The organism is Sphingopyxis sp., assembly GCF_016793825.1.
Lineage (GTDB): Bacteria > Pseudomonadota > Alphaproteobacteria > Sphingomonadales > Sphingomonadaceae > Sphingopyxis.
The window spans coordinates 243,533-260,465 of the sequence record NZ_JAEULM010000044.1 but is presented as its reverse complement, the minus strand read 5'-3'; the positions used below and the strand labels follow the sequence as shown (position 1 = coordinate 260,465).

15 protein-coding genes are annotated in these 16,933 nt (G+C 64.3%); 8 read left to right on the top strand and 7 right to left on the bottom strand.

Features of this window, described 5'->3' with window-relative positions; translation table 11 throughout:
- Positions 1-3 precede the first annotated feature (3 nt).
- From JNM03_RS14155 to murI, 4 genes are all read right to left on the bottom strand, one after another.
- Positions 4-705 (bottom strand): nitroreductase family protein, encoded by a 702-nt coding sequence (locus JNM03_RS14155; protein WP_294037529.1) that lies wholly within the window; start codon positions 703-705, stop codon positions 4-6.
- A 13-nt stretch (positions 706-718) separates the two neighbouring features.
- The gene (locus tag JNM03_RS14150) at positions 719-1,054 is read right to left on the bottom strand and encodes a hypothetical protein (RefSeq protein ID WP_294037527.1); all 336 of its coding nucleotides are present in this window, start codon (positions 1,052-1,054) and stop codon (positions 719-721) included.
- Positions 1,051-2,265: a 5-aminolevulinate synthase gene (gene hemA, locus JNM03_RS14145; RefSeq protein WP_294037526.1), complete on the bottom strand. Its 1,215-nt coding sequence runs from the start codon at positions 2,263-2,265 to the stop codon at positions 1,051-1,053. Before hemA ends, JNM03_RS14150 begins: the two co-directional genes overlap by 4 nt.
- 124 nt (positions 2,266-2,389) lie before the next feature.
- Positions 2,390-3,196: a glutamate racemase gene (gene murI, locus JNM03_RS14140; protein WP_294037525.1), complete on the bottom strand. Its 807-nt coding sequence runs from the start codon at positions 3,194-3,196 to the stop codon at positions 2,390-2,392.
- Between the two features lie 156 nt (positions 3,197-3,352).
- On the opposite strand from murI, the gene plsY reads away from it, so the two are divergent.
- The 6 genes from plsY to topA all read left to right on the top strand — a co-directional run bounded on the left by plsY (position 3,353) and on the right by topA (position 11,267).
- Entirely contained in the window at positions 3,353-3,973 is a 621-nt protein-coding gene (gene plsY / locus JNM03_RS14135; protein WP_294037523.1) for a glycerol-3-phosphate 1-O-acyltransferase PlsY, read from the top strand.
- Positions 3,970-5,055 carry a DNA-processing protein DprA gene (gene dprA, locus JNM03_RS14130; RefSeq protein ID WP_294037521.1) on the top strand — a complete coding sequence of 362 codons (1,086 nt, stop codon included), beginning with the start codon at positions 3,970-3,972 and terminating at the stop codon, positions 5,053-5,055. Before plsY ends, dprA begins: the two co-directional genes overlap by 4 nt.
- A 114-nt stretch (positions 5,056-5,169) precedes the next feature.
- Complete coding sequence (locus JNM03_RS14125) at positions 5,170-6,789, top strand: vWA domain-containing protein (RefSeq protein ID WP_294037519.1); 1,620 nt, start codon at positions 5,170-5,172, stop codon at positions 6,787-6,789.
- Between the two features lie 113 nt (positions 6,790-6,902).
- Positions 6,903-7,895 carry a hypothetical protein gene (locus tag JNM03_RS14120; RefSeq protein WP_294037517.1) on the top strand — a complete coding sequence of 331 codons (993 nt, stop codon included), beginning with the start codon at positions 6,903-6,905 and terminating at the stop codon, positions 7,893-7,895.
- A gap of 93 nt (positions 7,896-7,988) precedes the next feature.
- A complete protein-coding gene (locus JNM03_RS14115; protein ID WP_294037515.1) occupies positions 7,989-8,657 on the top strand; it encodes a hypothetical protein in 669 nt (222 codons plus the stop codon).
- Positions 8,658-8,723: 66 nt separating this feature from the next.
- Positions 8,724-11,267 (top strand): type I DNA topoisomerase, encoded by a 2,544-nt coding sequence (gene topA / locus JNM03_RS14110; protein WP_294037513.1) that lies wholly within the window; start codon positions 8,724-8,726, stop codon positions 11,265-11,267.
- A gap of 67 nt (positions 11,268-11,334) precedes the next feature.
- On the opposite strand, the gene era is transcribed toward topA, so the two are convergent.
- From era to lepB, 3 genes are read right to left on the bottom strand one after another with little or no spacing between them, the layout of a single operon-like run.
- Positions 11,335-12,228, bottom strand: a complete 894-nt coding sequence (gene era / locus JNM03_RS14105; RefSeq protein ID WP_294037511.1) for a GTPase Era — start codon at positions 12,226-12,228, stop codon at positions 11,335-11,337.
- Positions 12,225-12,908 (bottom strand): ribonuclease III, encoded by a 684-nt coding sequence (gene rnc / locus JNM03_RS14100; protein WP_294037509.1) that lies wholly within the window; start codon positions 12,906-12,908, stop codon positions 12,225-12,227. Before rnc ends, era begins: the two co-directional genes overlap by 4 nt.
- On the bottom strand, positions 12,905-13,723 hold the full coding sequence (gene lepB / locus JNM03_RS14095) for a signal peptidase I (RefSeq protein WP_294037968.1): 819 nt from the start codon (positions 13,721-13,723) through the stop codon (positions 12,905-12,907). Before lepB ends, rnc begins: the two co-directional genes overlap by 4 nt.
- A 195-nt stretch (positions 13,724-13,918) precedes the next feature.
- Between lepB and pgi the strand changes: the two genes are divergently transcribed.
- Together pgi and gorA are read left to right on the top strand one after the other, a co-directional pair.
- Positions 13,919-15,424 (top strand): glucose-6-phosphate isomerase, encoded by a 1,506-nt coding sequence (pgi, locus tag JNM03_RS14090; RefSeq protein WP_294037507.1) that lies wholly within the window; start codon positions 13,919-13,921, stop codon positions 15,422-15,424.
- 108 nt (positions 15,425-15,532) lie between these two features.
- Positions 15,533-16,879: a glutathione-disulfide reductase gene (gene gorA / locus JNM03_RS14085; protein WP_294037506.1), complete on the top strand. Its 1,347-nt coding sequence runs from the start codon at positions 15,533-15,535 to the stop codon at positions 16,877-16,879.
- The last annotated feature ends 54 nt before the right edge of the window (positions 16,880-16,933 follow it).

Sequence of the window (16,933 nt, the reverse complement as noted above, 5' to 3'; positions counted from 1 at the left end):
CCATCAATCGTCGAAACCGACGAACCGCACCGCTTCCTCGACGCTTTTGCGGTTCGACACGACCGCATTGGCGGGAAAACTTTCGTCGGGCCAGCCCATTGCGACGCAGATCATAATGACCTGATCGTCGGGGATGCGCGCATGTTCGCGCACGACCGGACTTTGCATGATGCCCTGGCTGTTAATCACGCAGCCCAGCCCGCGCGACCAGGCCGCGTTGACGAGTGCGTTGGTGACGGCGCCGCAGTCGAACGGTGCGATGTCGCTGCCCAGCAGCACGCGGTCATAGGTGACGACGACGCTGACCGGCGCGTCGAACTGGCGAAAGCCGCGCAGGACCCAGTCCTGCCGAGCATCCTTGTCGTCGCGCGCAATACCCATCGCACCGAAGAGTTGCTTCGCGATCTCGATCTGCCGCGCGCGATGGTCGTCCGCGATCCCGTCGAAGCGGCGAAATTCGCGGCTGTCGGGCTTGCCCGCGAGGATGCCCTCGGTGTTGCCCTGCCGGATCGCGGCCAGTGCATCGCCGGTGACGACCGAGAAGTTCCAGCACTGGTTGTTGAACGACGAGGGCGCGCGCATCGCGACCTCGAGGATCTCCGCAATCAGCGCCTTGGGTACGGGCTTGTCGAGGAAGCCGCGGATGCTGCGGCGTCCGACAACGACGTCATCGAAACCCGGCTGACCCATCAAGTCGCTTTGCATGGCTTGAGCGCCCTTATCGGCCGGGGAAGACGTCAGCGGATCCGGGGAAGCGCGGATCAAAAAAATAATAGGTGAAGTAACGCTTTGCCTCACCCGCTTTGGCGCTTGCTGCCGCCTTCTTGCGAGCGGCCTCTATATAAACGTCCGGCACGGGCACGTTTACGGCTGCCGTCGAGCCGGATTTGGGATCAATTACTTTCTCGACGTTGAAGCCGGTTATCTGTCCTTGCGCATCGACATCGACGGCAAAAATTACCGAATAGAGCCGGTTCCGATCCTTTGCGTCACTTTGAGCCGCAAGCGAAAGGCCGAGGCCAAGCGCCATGAAAAAGGCCAGGATGCGTATCACGCGGCCTTGCGCAGCTCCAGACGGTCCCAGATCTCGACGAGTGCTTCGGTGAGCTCGCGCATCATCGCCTCGTCATGCGCCGGACCCGGCGTGAAGCGCAGGCGTTCGGTGCCGCGCGGCACGGTCGGGAAATTGATCGGCTGTACATAGACGCCATATTCGGCGAGCAGGATGTCGCTGATCTTCTTTGCCCGCACCGGGTCGCCGACCATCAGCGGGACGATATGCGTCGTCGAATCCATCACCGGCAGGCCTGCGTCGCGGAAGCTTTGCTTGAGATATGCGGCCGCTTGCTGCTGTGCCTCGCGCTCGACGCTCGACGATTTGAGATGCCGCACGCTCGCGAGAACGCCCGCCACGAGAACAGGCGACAGGCTGGTCGTGAAGATGAAGCCCGGCGCATAGGACCGGATCACGTCGATGATATTCTTGTCGGCGGCGATATAGCCGCCCATGACGCCGAGCGCCTTGCCGAGCGTCCCTTCGATGATGGTCACGCGGTGCGCGGCTTCGTCGCGGTCGGTGATGCCGCCGCCGCGCGGCCCGTACATGCCGACGGCATGAACTTCGTCGCAATAGGTCAGTGCATTATATTTGTCCGCCAGATCGCAAATCGCGTGGATCGGCGCGACGTCGCCATCCATCGAATAGACGCTTTCGAACGCGATCAGCTTTGCCGCCTCGGGATCGTCGGCAGCGAGCAGTTCCTCGAGATGCGCGAGGTCGTTGTGGCGCCATACGCGCTTTTCGCAGCCCGAGTTGCGGATTCCCGCGATCATCGATGCGTGATTGAGCTCGTCCGAATAGATGATGCAGTTCGGCAGCAGCTTGCCCAGCGTGCCCAGCGTCGCCTCGTTCGAGATATAGCCCGAGGTGAAAAGCAGCGCGCCATCCTTGCCATGCAGATCGGCAAGTTCATGCTCGAGGTCGATATGATAGTGGGTGTTGCCGCCGATGTTGCGGGTGCCGCCCGATCCGGCGCCGACATCGTGCAGCGCCTCTTCCATCGCGGCGATCACCTTGGGGTGCTGGCCCATCGCGAGATAGTCGTTCGAACACCAGACCGTGATCGGCTTTGGCCCGTTGTGCCCCGCAAAGCAGCGGGCGTTGGGAAAGGCGCCGCGGTTGCGCAGGATGTCGATGAAGACGCGATAGCGTCCTTCTTCGTGCAGCCGGTCGATCGCTCGAGCGAAAATATCGTTATAGTTCACGTCTCAGCCCCGCAGTCAGGTGCCAGTCCAGGCTCTTGGGCCGCTCCCTCCGGCGGCGATAATCGACGTCGCAATAACGGCGAAACGGGCTGAAATCCAGTGCGAACGATTCGCAGCAGATAGGTCAAATTGTCTCAATGCGTCCGATGCCATAGGGGGCGAGGGCGGAAAGCGGCGGGGGCTCCCGCTCGTCGCTTCGCGTAAACACCGCGACGCCCGGCCGCGCTGCGGCAGGCCACGCCTGGCCCTGCGTAAGATAGGCGATACGGCGAGCGATCCCCGCCGCGCCGTCGATCAGGCGGACCTGTGGACCAGCCGCCGCCTGCAACTCGTCGTGCAACAGCGGGAAATGCGTGCAGGCGAGGACGATGACGTCGAGCGCGTCGCCGCCTGGCTGGTCGCGCAAACCCGCGATCGCGCGGTCGATCGCCGCGGGATCGAACGCCGCACCGCGCAGCTTCGCTTCCGCCGCGGTAACCAGTCCGGGGCTGCCGTGGCGCAATACGGTCTTGTCGCTTGCGAATGTCGCGCTGAGGTCATCGACATAGGGCTGGCGTACCGTGGCTTTGGTGCCGAGGACGCCGATGACCCCGGTCTTCGTCATCTCCGCCGCCGGCTTGATCGCCGGGACGGTGCCGACGATCGGGAGGTCGAGCGCTGCGCGGACATGGGTCAGCGCGATGGTCGATGCGGTGTTGCAGGCGATGACCGCAAGCCGCGGCTGGTAGCGTTCGACCAGCCGGCCAAGCAGCGCCGGAACGCGCGCCGCGAGTTCGACATCGCTCTTTTGGCCATAGGGAAGACCGGCATAGTCGGCGGCATAGACGATGGGTGCGGTCGGCAGCAGCGCGCGTGTCGGTCCCAGCACGGTGAGACCGCCGAGGCCGCTGTCGAAAAAGAGGATGGGCGCGTCAGCGGCGGGCGGTTGCATGCGTGTCGCCTAGCAGCCGACGCGGCGGCGCTCAATCATCTCCATGAGGTGGAAGGTCGCGCGCACGAGCTTGTCCGATTTGGATGACGCCACGTCCGAATCCGTTGATTGCACCGGCCAACGTCGTACACTGCGCGAAACGCAAAAGGGGTATCCATGGCAATATTTTTATTGATCGGTGCCGGCTACCTGCTCGGTTCGATCCCTTTCGGCGTCATCCTGACGCGGCTGTTCGGGGCAGGAGACCTGCGGCAGATCGGTTCAGGCAATATCGGCGCGACCAATGTTCTGCGAACCGGGCGCAAGGGGTTGGCGGCAGGAACGCTAATCCTGGACGGAGCCAAGGGGGCGGTCGCTGTCTTGCTTGCGCGGCATTTCTTTCCAGGCCTCGGACCCGACGGCGCCATGATCGCGGGAGCCGCGGCGATGATCGGGCATTGCTATCCGGTGTGGCTACGGTTTCGGGGCGGGAAGGGGGTTGCGACCCTGCTCGGCCTGTCGTTCGCGCTTGCCTGGCCGATCGGACTGGTGTTCGCGGCGGCCTGGCTCGGTACGGTGCTGTTGGTGCGCATTTCATCGCTGGGCGGGATGGTTGGCGCCGTGTCGGCGCCGGCGGCGGCGCTGGCGTTGGGATATCCGACCTATGCGATCGGTCTCGCGGCGCTCGCGGTGATCGTGCTGTGGCGCCACCGCGAAAATATTGCCCGTCTGCGAGCGGGGGCCGAACCGCGCATCGGATCGAAGAAAGGTGGCGGGGAAGAAAGCGGCACGACATGACATCGGCCGAACGGCTGGCGCGGCTACGGTTGATCCGGACGCCGCACGTCGGCCCGGTAAGCTGGCACCAGTTGATTCAGCGCTTTGGATCGGGGGAGGCGGCGATCGACGCCTTGCCCGACCTCGCTTTGCGTGGTGGTGCGGGAAGAGCGCGCGTCGCCCCGGTCGAGGTGGCGGAACGCGAGATTGAACGTGTCGCGGCGCTCGGCGCGCGCCACGTGTTCAGCGACGAGCAGGGCTATTCCCCGCTGCTTCGTGAAGTCGAGGGCGCGCCACCGGTCCTCATTGTGCGGGGCGATATGGCGATGCTGCGGCGGCCATGTGTCGCGATTGTCGGCGCGCGCAATGCGTCGGCGATCGCTTGCCGCTTTGCACGCCAGATGGCGGCCGACCTGTCGGCCCAGGGGGTGACGATCGTCAGCGGGCTGGCCCGCGGGGTCGATACGGCCGCGCATGTCGGCGCGCTCGGCGGGTCGACCGCTGCCGTCATCGCAAGCGGGATCGATATTGCTTTTCCGACCGAAAACGCCGGATTGCAGGACCGGATCGCGGCGGAGCAATTGCTCATCGCCGAACAGCCTCCGGGGACAGACCCGCTGGCTCGGCATTTTCCGGCGCGCAACCGCATCATTGCCGGACTGGCGCACGGGACGCTGGTGATCGAAGCTGCGCCACGGTCGGGATCGCTGATCACAGCGCGACGGGCGGGCGATTACGGGCGGGAAGTGCTGGCGGTTCCCGGTTCGCCGCTCGATCCACGGGCGCAGGGTTGCAATCAGTTGATCCGCGAGGGGGCGACCCTGATCCAGACCGTCGAAGATGTCATCGAAGCGCTTGGCCCGATCGACGTGCGCATGGCGCGCGAACCGCGCCGGGCCCATGTCGAAAATGTGGACGTCGAACGGACCGGCGACGGCGATCGCGATGCGGTGTCCGGCCTTCTGGGGCCGACGCCCGTGGCGATTGACGAGCTGGTCCGGCAATCGGGACGAAGCACCGCCGCGGTGCAGCTTGTGCTGCTCGAACTCGAACTGGCTGGCCGCGTCGTGCGCCATGCGGGCGCGCGTGTCGCGCTAATGTGACGGCCCGCACAGCGCGCCAACCCCCTCTAAACTAACCGTTGATCACGGTTCAGCCACGGTTCAGCGGCTGGCCGACAGGCTGATGATATTATATCACATGCGGGGAGTTGGGTGATGCGAAGCCGATTGCTGACGAGTGCCACGATGTTTGCGATGCTGGCCTGCGCGCCCGCGCCGATGCCGATCGCGGCAGCCTATGCCAGGGTGCCGGACTGGCAGGGAGGCTTTTGCCGGAACGCGGACCCGCTGCCGCGCCTCGATCCCGAAACCACGCCGCGTCCGCAACAGACGAATGGTGGCGGCAAGGCGTCGGGCAAGGATTATCGCACTGGCGTGATCGCGCCCGAACCACCGATGGCGCCCCCACCGGCGCCCCCACCGGCGCCGCCTCCGGCGATGGCCGAACCCATGTACGACGGTTCCGTCGACGAATCGGCCGCGGCCGTTACCGGGTCGCGTATGGCTGCGCCGGCAATGGAAGCGTCAAGCGCCGACAGCGGCGTCGATGCGGTCGGCGCGGTCGCACCGCCCGTTCCGGGATCGTCGGCCGATTATGACGACCGGTCTGCATCATCGATCCTGCCGCCGCGGCCATACCCCCGTCCGCAGCCGCAATCGGGCGTCCTCACGGCGGGTGAACATGACGATCTGCTCAACCCCGAACTCTATGCCGCCTATGTCAACCGCAGCAGCAATCTGGGGCAAGAGGTTCGCGATTTGCCGCGGGTCGATACGATGCGCGTGGTCACGGTCAAGGTGAACGACCGCAACGGGCAGCCGATCCCCTTTGCCGACGTCGTCGTGACGTGCAGCGACGGAAACAGCATCACGATGGCGACGCAGGCGGACGGAAGCGCCGTCTTCTTTCCCGGTCTCGACCGGCTGAGCGAGAAGATCACGGTGTCGGCGCGAAAAGGGGGGCGTCCGATCGCTGACGCACGAGCGGTTCTCGTCAGCAATGCCGCAGGCACGCAGACCGTCGGATTGACAGCCAGCCAAGCTGCGACGAGGGCGACGAAGCTCGACCTGATGCTGGTCGTGGATACCACGGGCAGCATGGGCGACGAGATCCGCTATCTTCAGTCGGAACTGCGCTCGATCATCGCGGCGATCACCGAAAAGCACCGCGACCTCGATATCCGCATCGGCTTTGTCTTCTACCGCGACATGGGCGACGATTATGTCACGCGGACGGTCGCTTTCGATCGCGATATCGGCCGCGTGCAGGGCGCGCTGGCAAGGCAGGATGCGAACGGCGGCGGCGACTATCCCGAGGCCATGGATCGGGCACTGATCCGCGCGGTCGGGCAGGAATGGCGCCCCGATGCCGTGAAATCGTTGCTCCTTGTCGCCGATGCGCCGCCGCATGACGACAAGTTCGGCCGCACCTGGAAAGCTGCGGAGGCCGCACGTGCCAAGCGGATCCAGATCACGCCCGTCGCGGCGTCGGGCGTCGCGGACAAGGCCGAATATGCGATGCGCGCGATGGCCGCGGCGACCCAGTCGCGGTATCTGTTCCTGACCGACGACAGCGGTGTCGGCAATCCGCACGCCTCGCCGGCGATCGATTGCTATCTTGTGACAAGGCTCGATGCGCTGGTCCGCCGGGTGATCGACAGCCAGATCAGTGGACGTCGTATCGAGCCGGAGGACAGGGAAGTCATCCGAACTGTCGGCCAATATGACGCCGGAAAATGCATCCTCCCGACCGGCTTCAGATGGCAGAATCAGTAGGACGTTGACATGCCAGCGCATCTGACCGATGCGGAGGCCGTGGGTTGCTTCGATTGACTCCCCTCTTCGGCTGATGGGTCGGCTGGCGAGGTGGGGATTCGGAGGGAATACCCATGAAGAAAATGCTGTCGGCCATCGCGATCGCCGCGATGTTGGCCCAGCCCGTCGTCGTCGCTGCCAAGGACAAGGAACCCGTCAAGATATCGGGTCCCGCCAATGCGAAGGGCGTCACCACCGTCACCGTCGGCGCGTTCAATGTCGGTTTCATCTTTGAATCGATCGACCAGACGGCGGCATCCGGTGGCTTGATGGGCGCATTCGGTGGGACCACGAAGGCAAAGAGCGCACTCGTCGGGGTCACACCGGAAATGATGCAGGCGGTCACCGATGCGGCCTATGCCGATTTCGTCGCGCAACTGACGGCGCAAGGATATGTTGTGCAGCCCGCGGCCGAGCTGTTCGGCCACAGCGCGCTTGCGAAGACCAAGTCGCAGGAAGTTCCCCTCGATATCAACATCGCGCTTGAAAAGGGCAGCAAGGGGAAGGCGACCTATTACAAGCCGTCGGCGTTGCCCTCGCTGCTGATGATTCCGGGCGACTTTCTGGGATCGGGCATGAGCAGCATGGGGATTAACATGTCCGCCGGGCGGGCGAGCATGGCGCTCACCAACTATGCGCGGGAAAGCGGGGTCGGCGTGGTCGATGTCGTCTATCTTATCGATTTTTCGCAGCAGAAGCGCCCGGGCGCCTTCAGTTTTGGCGGATTGCAAGTGAACAGCGCGCTGTCGGTCAGCGCCGATTACTCGCGTATCAGCCTGATCACCCCGGCCGGCAAGCAGTTGGTGATCACGATCAAGCAGCCAGTCGCGGTCGAAGGCGAGTTCGTTGAAAAGAACGATGCGACGAGCGGTACCGACAAGGCCCTGCAGTCCACGGCGAATGTCGCCGGCGGATTGGCGGCGGTCGCGGGCCTTGGCGGCTTGCGCTTTGGCAAGACGCGCAAGTTCGAATTCGCGGCCAAGCCGGGAAATTATGAAGAAGGTGCGGCGAAGGCCGCCAGCCTTGCGAGTGCAATGCTGATCGAACGGCTCGGCGCGCTCCGTTGACCCTTCCGGCGGTGGGTGGATCAAATCCTTCTTGACGGAGGAGGAGGGCGCCCGCCACCTGCGGCTTCAGGGTCGACAGGGAGGTCGGGGCAAATGAATTTCAATGCCAGCTTGCTGGTGCCGACGATGCGGCGGAGCTGGGATATGGCCACCGCCATGCCGCAAACCATGCTGATTGCATGGTTGGGGACGATGCTGCTCGGCGTGCTGTGCGACGTCGGCGTCGAACGGTCCGGGGGCACAGGGAGCGGCATCACGCTTCTATACGGCGTTGCGACGACCTTCATTCAGGTCTGGGTGACCCGCGCGGGGCTCCAACTGGCGGGCGTCGAGCCGGCGCTGCCGACGGGCAACGCGCTCAGCCTCTATCTGCAAGGGCTGCTGGTCGGCCTCGGCATCGTGGCGGGTTTGTTGCTGTTGATCCTGCCCGGCCTGTATCTCTTCGCCCGCTGGTACCTCGCCAGCGTGCTGCTGGTGCAGAAAGGGAGCGGGCGCAGGGCGGCGATGGAGCGGAGTTGGAACATGCTCGAAGCGCATTGGCCTGCGGCGCTTGGTGTCGGCTTGATCATGTTTTTGTTGGCGGCAGGGCCTATCCTGATCGAACTGACCGCTCCGGGCCTGGCGATCGAATATGGCTTTGCCTGGCGGATCGCGTCGAATCTTGTTTCGGCTTTGGGTGTGGTCGGCGGATATCTGGCCGCGGTGGCGCTCTATTTGAATATCGAACAGCCGGCATCAACCTTACGGGAAATTTTCGGTTGACGCGCGCTGCGGTAACGCCACCCTCGCGCGTACGTACGTAAGAGCTTCCGGGGAACGAGTTTTTCAATGCAATTGGTGATTGTGGAGTCGCCCGCAAAGGCGAAGACGATCGAGAAATATCTCGGTCGCGATTTCAAGGTTCTGGCAAGCTATGGCCATGTTCGCGACCTGCCGCCGAAGGACGGCTCGGTCGATCCGGACGACAGCTTCGCGATGCAGTGGCAACTGTATCCGGACAAGGCCAAGCGGATGAAGGATATCCAGGACGCGGCGAAGCAGGCCGACCGCCTGATCCTCGCGACTGACCCTGATCGCGAAGGAGAGGCGATCAGCTGGCACGTGCAGGAACTGCTGCGTAGCAAGAAAGCGCTGCCGCAGGAGGTGGACCGCGTCACGTTCAACGCGATCACCAAGCAGGCGGTGACCGACGCGATGGCGCATCCGCGCGCGCTGGACGACGATCTGATCGATGCGTATCGCGCCCGCCGCGCACTGGATTACCTCGTCGGCTTCACCCTGTCGCCGGTGCTGTGGCGCAAGCTTCCCGGCGCAAAGTCGGCAGGCCGCGTCCAGTCGGTTTCGCTGCGCCTTGTGGTCGAACGCGAGCGGGAGATCGAAGCGTTTGTTGCGCAGCAATATTGGTCGGTCACCGGACTGTTCGAAATGGCCGGTACGCCGTTCAAGGCGCGGCTCGCGCGCTGGCGCGGGGACAAGATCGAGCGACTGACGATCGGGACCGAAGCCGATGCACGCGCCGCCGAGGCCGACGTCAAGGCGGGTAATTTCACCGTCGATACGGTCGAGACCAAGCCGCTGACACGCAACCCGCCGCCGCCGTTCACGACGTCGACGCTGCAACAAGAGGCGGCACGCAAACTTGGTTTTTCGGCGAGCCATACGATGCGGGTCGCACAGGACCTTTATGAGGATGGCGCGATCACTTACATGCGTACCGACGGCGTCCAGATGGATGGCAGCGCGATCAGTGCCGCGCGCAAGGCCATCGCGACGCGCTACGACGGCGGCTATGTTCCCGACCAGCCGCGCCAGTATCAGACCAAGGCGAAGAATGCGCAGGAAGCGCACGAAGCGATCCGTCCGACCGATTTTTCGAAAGACAAGGTCGGGGGCGGCGATCATGCGCGGCTCTATGACCTGATCTGGAAACGCGCGCTGGCGAGCCAGATGGCTTCGGCACGGCTGGAACGCACGAGCGTCGACCTGAGCGATGGTACCGGCAAGACGGTGCTGCGCGCCACGGGGCAAGTCGTGAAATTTCCCGGCTTCCTCGCGCTGTACGACGAAGGGCGCGATGACGCGGAAGACGAGGACGCGCGGTTGCTTCCCGCGATGGCGAAGGGCGACGCGCCCGCCAAGACGGGTGTGGAAGTCGAAAGTCACGAAACCCAGCCGCCGCCGCGCTATTCGGAAGCGAGCCTTGTCAAGAAGATGGAAGAGCTCGGTATCGGGCGTCCGTCCACCTATGCCTCGATCCTGCAGGTCTTGAAGGATCGCGCCTATGTGCGCGTCGAGAAGAACCGGTTCATTCCCGAGGAAAGCGGGCGATTGCTGACTGCGTTTCTCGAACGGTTTTTCGGCCGCTATGTCGAATATGATTTTACCGCCGGCCTGGAAGAAGAACTGGACGACGTCTCGGGTGGCCGCGCGCAGTGGCAGGCGGTGCTCGAACGATTCTGGCGTGACTTCAAGCCGCGCACGGGCGAGGTGATGGAGCAGAAGCCGTCGGAGATCACCGCGGCACTGGACGAATTTCTCGGTTCTTACCTCTTCCCCGACAAAGGCGATGGCAGCGACCCGCGCCTTTGCCCCAATTGCGGCACCGGGCGACTGGCGCTGCGCGGCGGCAAGTTCGGGCCGTTCATCGCCTGCAGCAATTATCCTGACTGCAAATTCACGCGCAAGTTTGCGCAGCCCGGCGGTAACGGAGAGGCTGATACCGGTCCCGAAACGATGGGCAACGATCCCGAGAGCGGGCAGGAAGTGACCCGGCGCAGCGGGCGCTTTGGCCCCTATGTCCAGCTTGGCGACGGCAAGGAGGCGAAGCGTTCGTCGATCCCGAAGGATATCCCGGCCGAGGACTTCGATCTCGACTATGCATTGCGCCTGCTGGCGCTGCCGCGCGAGGTGGGCATCCACCCCGAAAGCGGCAAGCCGATCGTCGCGGGGCTGGGACGCTATGGCCCCTATCTGCTGCACGATGGCAAATATGCCAAGCTGACCGGCACGGCCGAGATTTTCGATATCGGAATGAACACGGCGGTCGTCCGGATTGCCGAAGCCGCCGCCGGCGGCGGGCGCGGCCGGGGGAAGGCCGAACCGCTCAAGACCTTCGGACCGCATCCGACAAGCGGCGGCGAGATGAAGCTGATGGCGGGGCGCTTCGGCCCCTATGTCACCGACGGAACGACGAACGCGACCTTGCCGAAGACGGTCGAGGCCGACACGCTGACCACGGAAGAAGCTGTCGCGCTGATCGATGCGCGCGCGGCAAAGGGGCCAGCGAAGGGCAAGAAGAAGGCGCCGGCGAAGAAAGCCGCGGCGAAGAAGACGCCGGCCAAGAAGAAGGCGGCGGAGAAGTCTGAGGTATAGTGGCGTCCTCCAGAACCATCGGCGCATTGTGCCGGTGTCTGGAGGCCCGCGCTCGCAGGTTCGCGATTCACTCCACCCAGTCGAGCCCCATGTCGCGGTAGACGCCCCGGTCTTCGTCCCAATCTTCCTTCACCTTGACGTGGAGGAACAGGTGGACCTTGCGTCCCATCAGGTCGGCCAACTCGGCGCGCGCCCTGGCGCCGATTTCCTTGATCCGGCTGCCACCCTTGCCGAGCACGATCGCGCGCTGGGTATCGCGTGCGACGAAGATCTGCTGGTGGATTTCGGCGCTGCCGTCGGGGCGCGTCTTGAACAACTCGGTCTCGACCGTCGACTGATAGGGCAGTTCCTCGTGGAGCTGGCGATAGAGCTGTTCGCGCGTGATCTCGGCGGCGAGCATCCGTTCGGGCGCATCGCTGACCTCGTCTTCCGGGAAATGCCACGGCCCCTCGGGCATCAGCGCCGCGAGATTGATCTTGAGTTCGGCGACCCCGTCGCCGCTGCTGGCCGAGATGAAATAGGTTTCGTCGAACGCGACCTTCGCGTTGAGTTCGGTCGCGACCGTCAGCAGCTTGTCCTTCCTCGACAGGTCGACCTTGTTGAGGATCAGATATTTCTTTTCGGGCCGGTTGGCGATGCCGTCGAGGACGCGCTCGACCCGGCCCGTCAGCTTTGCCGCGGCATCGACCATTACAAGGATCGCCTCGGCCTGATCGAGGCTGCTCCACGCCGCCGCGACCATCGCGCGGTCGAGCCGGCGGGTCGGCGCAAAGATCCCCGGGGTGTCGATCAGGACGATCTGCGCATCGCCTTCCATCGCGACGCCCATCAGGCGCGTGCGCGTCGTCTGCGCCTTGGGACTCACGATTGCGACCTTCTGGCCCACGAGCGCGTTGACAAGGGTCGATTTGCCCGCGTTTGGGGCACCGACGACGGCCACGAAACCGCAACGCTGGGTCATTTTACGTCTTCCTGTGTCAATCGGTCCAACAACGCCGCGGCCGCAGCCTTCTCTGCCGCCTGCTTCGATGCCCCTTCGCCTTCGGCCTCCGCGAGCTTGCCGACTGCGACCGCGACCAGAAAACGCGGCGCATGGTCGGGTCCGTCGCGGCGGACCAGACGGTATTCGGGCGGTTTGCGTTTGCGGGCAAGCGCCCATTCCTGAAGCGCCGCCTTGGGATGTTTGGGGGCCGCGACCTGCCCCTCGATCATGTCGCCCCATTTGGCGAGGATGAAGGCGCGCGCCGCCGCTTCGCCATGGTCGAGCCAGAGCGCGCCGATCAGCGCCTCGAGGACATCGGCGGCGATATTGTCGCTATAACGTCCGCCGTCGCCGATCGCCTGGCTTCCGAAACGGACATGGGCGTTGAGGTCGATCGCCTGCGCGATACGGGCGCAGGTTTCTCCCGATGCCAGCGCGTGGAGCCGTGACGAAAGCTCGCCCTCCGCTGCCTTCGGGAAGCGGTGGAACAGTTCCGACGCGATGACGAGCCCCAATACGCGGTCGCCAAGGAACTCGAGCCGCTGATAGTCGCCCGCGCCACTGCTGCCATGGGTCAGCGCCTCGTGATAGAGGCCAAGATCGCGGGGAACGGCGCCGGTGATGGCTGCGATCGTCTCCGCGGAAACGCGGTCGTTCAAAAGCCTTCCCCGATACGGCTCCAGCGCGCGGCGGTGAACCAGCTGATCGGGTTGATCCAGCTTGCCGACCCATCGGTCGAGAACATGCCGACCATCGCGTGACCGACAAGATTCTCTTCGGGAACGAGTCCGATGCCCTGATTTTCGATCGCCGGGAACCGGCTGTCGGCGCTGCGGTCGCGGTTGTCGCCCATCAGGAACAGATGGCCGGCCGGAACCGTGACCAGCGGGGTATTATCCTCGGCGATCGTCGTGATGTCGAGGATCGCATAGCTTTTTCCGCTCGGCAGCGTCTCACGGAACTGCTTGTAGCGGCACTGACGCTGACCGTCGGGGCCGACTTCCTCGAACTCGGGCGCATAGCAGGGAAGGGTGCCCGCGGTCCGCGATGCGTCGATCATGTTCTGCGTCACCGGAATGACGAAATCGGCCATCGGCTCACGCTTCAGCGGTTTACCGTTCAGCCAGACGATGCCGTCGCGGACCTGGACGGTGTCGCCGGGAAGCCCGATCACGCGCTTGATATAGTCATTGTCGTTGACGGGCGGCGCCTTGAACACGACGACATCGCCACGTTCGGGCGTACGCGGGAAAATGCGACCGGGGATCAGCGGGACGCTGAACGGGAGGCTATATTTCGAATAGCCGTACGCCATCTTGTTCACGAGCAGATAGTCGCCGATCAAAAGGCGCGGCTGCATCGATTCCGACGGGATATTGAACGGGGAAAGGAAAAAGCTGCGAAAAATCAGGACCGCGACGGCGAGCAGGGCGAGAAAGCGGATCGTATCGACCGCTTCTTCCTTCGCGGAGATGGGGGCCGGTTCGGGCGCCGTCGGGCGAGGCTCGTTCGCGGGCGAATTATCGGCGGTCAGGCTGGCTTCGGTCATGCCGCGCAATGGCGACGAATAGGTCTGCAGGTCAAGTAAATATCGGCGGATCGCGCTGGCGCGCGGACGATCGCGGGCCTAAAGAACCACCTGCGACCGGAAGAAGGAAAACAGGCTATCATGACGACCGCCCCCGAAGCGTGGCAAGCGCTCGCCGACTGGCAACCGCAGCGGCTGACCGATCTGGTTTCCGCCGATCCCCGGACACGGCTTGCGGAACTGGTGCGTACCGTCGCCGACATCCGTTTCGATTTCGCGAAGACGCACCTCGACACCGCCGCGACCAAGGTCCTGGCCGACCTTGCCGCCGCGCAGGATTTTACCGGGCGCCGCAAGACGCTGTTTTCGGGCGGAATCGCCAATCCGACCGAGGGCCGCGCCGCCGAGCATAGCGCGGAACGCGGCGAGGGCGCACCCGAATCCGTCCATATCGCGCAGGCGCTGCATCAACGGATGCGGATGATGGTCGATGCGATCGAGGCAGGGGCGTTCGGCGAAATCCGCCATCTGCTCCACATCGGCATCGGTGGGTCCGCGCTGGGCCCCGACCTTCTCGTCGATGCGCTTGGGCGGCATAGCGAGCGCTACGACGTGGCGGTCGTCTCGAACGTCGACGGTGCCGCGCTAGCCGAGGCGTTCGCCAAATTCGACCCCGCCTATACGCTTGTCGCGGTCGCGTCGAAAACCTTTACCACGACCGAAACCTTGCTGAATGCGGCCTCGGCGCTGCAATGGCTCGAAGAAGGCGGCGTCGACGATCCGCTCGGCCGCTTCATCGCGCTGACCGCGATGCCCGAACGCGCGATGGAATGGGGCATCGACGAGACGCGCATCCTGCCGTTCAGCGAGACGGTGGGCGGTCGCTATTCGCTGTGGTCGTCGATCGGCTTTCCGGCGGCGCTCGCGCTGGGCTGGGACGCTTTCGCCGACCTGCTCGAAGGGGCGGCGGAGATGGATCGCCATTTCCGGCTGACCGACGGGACCGACAACGTCTGCCTGCTCGCGGCGTTCGCGGATCAGCTCTACGCCAACCGCCTGGGCTGCCAGACCCGCGCGGTCTTCGCCTATGATGAACGGTTGCGGCTGCTGCCCGATTATCTCCAGCAACTGGAAATGGAATCGAACGGCAAATCGGTGACAGTCGAGGGCAAGCCGGTGGCGCAAAGGACCGCCGCGATCACGTGGGGCGGGGTTGGTACCGACGCGCAGCATGCGGTGTTCCAGCTTCTCCATCAGGGCACGCACCTGACGCCCGTCGAGTTCGTCGTCGCGCGCGAACCCGATCACCTGCTCGACGACGCGCACCATGAAATGCTGGTGGGCAATTGCATCGCGCAGGGGGCGGCGTTGATGACCGGGCAGACGAGCGACGATGGCGCGAGGGCTTATCCCGGCGATCGCCCTTCGACGACAATCCTGCTCGACCAGGTGACGCCGCGGAGTCTTGGCGCGCTGATCGCTTTTTATGAGCATCGGGTTTTCGCCAATGCCGTCCTGCTCGGCATCAACCCGTTCGATCAATTCGGCGTCGAACTGGGCAAGGAAATGGCGAAGGGGCTGGCCGAGGGAACGTTCGAATTCGACCCTGCGACACAGGCGTTGATGCAGGCGGCACTGGGCGAGTGAGGCGGCGTCGCTGCTACTGAACGCAAAATTCGATTGGCAAGCCGCCGGCGCATAACCACATAGGCGCGGGCCGCGAATGCCGGTCGGCGTGTTTTCAGGGGTCTTTTCATGAGCGATTTCGATTTCGACCTGTTCGTCATTGGCGCCGGGTCGGGCGGCGTCCGCGCGTCGCGTGTCGCGGCGTCACATGGTGCGCGGGTTGCCGTGGCCGAGGAGCATCGGGTCGGCGGCACCTGCGTCATCCGCGGCTGCGTGCCTAAGAAGCTGCTCGTCTATGGCGCACATTTTGCCGAGGATATCCACGACGCCCGAAAATTCGGCTGGGACGTTTCCGACTGCAAATTCCATTGGGACGTGCTGCGCGATAATGTGCTCGCCGAGGTCGACCGGCTCGAAGGCCTGTATGGTCAGACGCTCGACAACCACAAGGTGACCGTGCTGCGCACCCGCGCCACGATCGTCGGCCCGCAGCGTGTGCGTCTGGCCGACGGGCAGGAAGTGACCGCCGAGCGCATTCTGGTCGCGACCGGCGGCTGGCCGCATGTGCCCGATTTTCCGGGTAGCGAACATGCGATCACATCGAACGAAGTCTTTCATCTCGATGCTTTGCCCAACCGCGTCGTGATTGCCGGCGGCGGCTATATCGCCAATGAATTCGCGGGAATCTTCAACGAATTCGGTAGCAAGGTAACGATCGTCAACCGCGGCGACACGATCCTGCGCGGGTATGACGAGCAGATCCGCGACCGCCTGCTGCAAATCTCTATGACCAAGGGGATCGAGTTCAGGTTCAACGCGCCGTTCCGATCGATCGACAAGAACCCCGACGGGTCGCTGACGGTCCACCTCGAAAACTGCGATCCGATCCCGGCCGATGCCGTGCTGATCGCGGCGGGCCGCGTACCGAATACCCGGGGCATCGGCTTGCAGGAGGTCGGCGTCGAACTTGACGCCCAAGGCGCGGTCAAGGTCGACGAAACGAACCAGTCGTCGGTGTCCAGCATCTATGCCGTCGGCGATGTCACCAATCGCATCCAGTTGACCCCGGTGGCGATCCGCGAAGGGCAGGCGTTTGCCGACAGCGTGTTCGGCGGCAAGCCGACGGTCGTCGACTATGCCAACGTCCCCAGCGCGGTGTTCAGCCATCCGCCGATCGGCGCGGTTGGCATGACCGAGGCCGAGGCCCGCAACAAGCTTGGCGCCGTCCGCATCTATACCAGCGATTTTCGCGCGATGAAGAACGTGCTCGCAGGTCGCAACGAGCGCGCGCTCTACAAGATGGTCGTCAACGCCGCGACCGATCAGGTCGTCGGGCTGCACATGATCGGTCCCGACGCGCCGGAGATATTGCAGGCCGCCGCCATCGCGGTGAAGGCGGGGCTGACCAAGGCCGATTTCGACGCCACGGTCGCGCTGCACCCCAGCATGGCGGAGGAGCTCGTCCTCCTCAAATAAGGTTTCTGCCTGCAACCTTCATGCGCTATCCTCCCATCCATAACAGGACGGGAG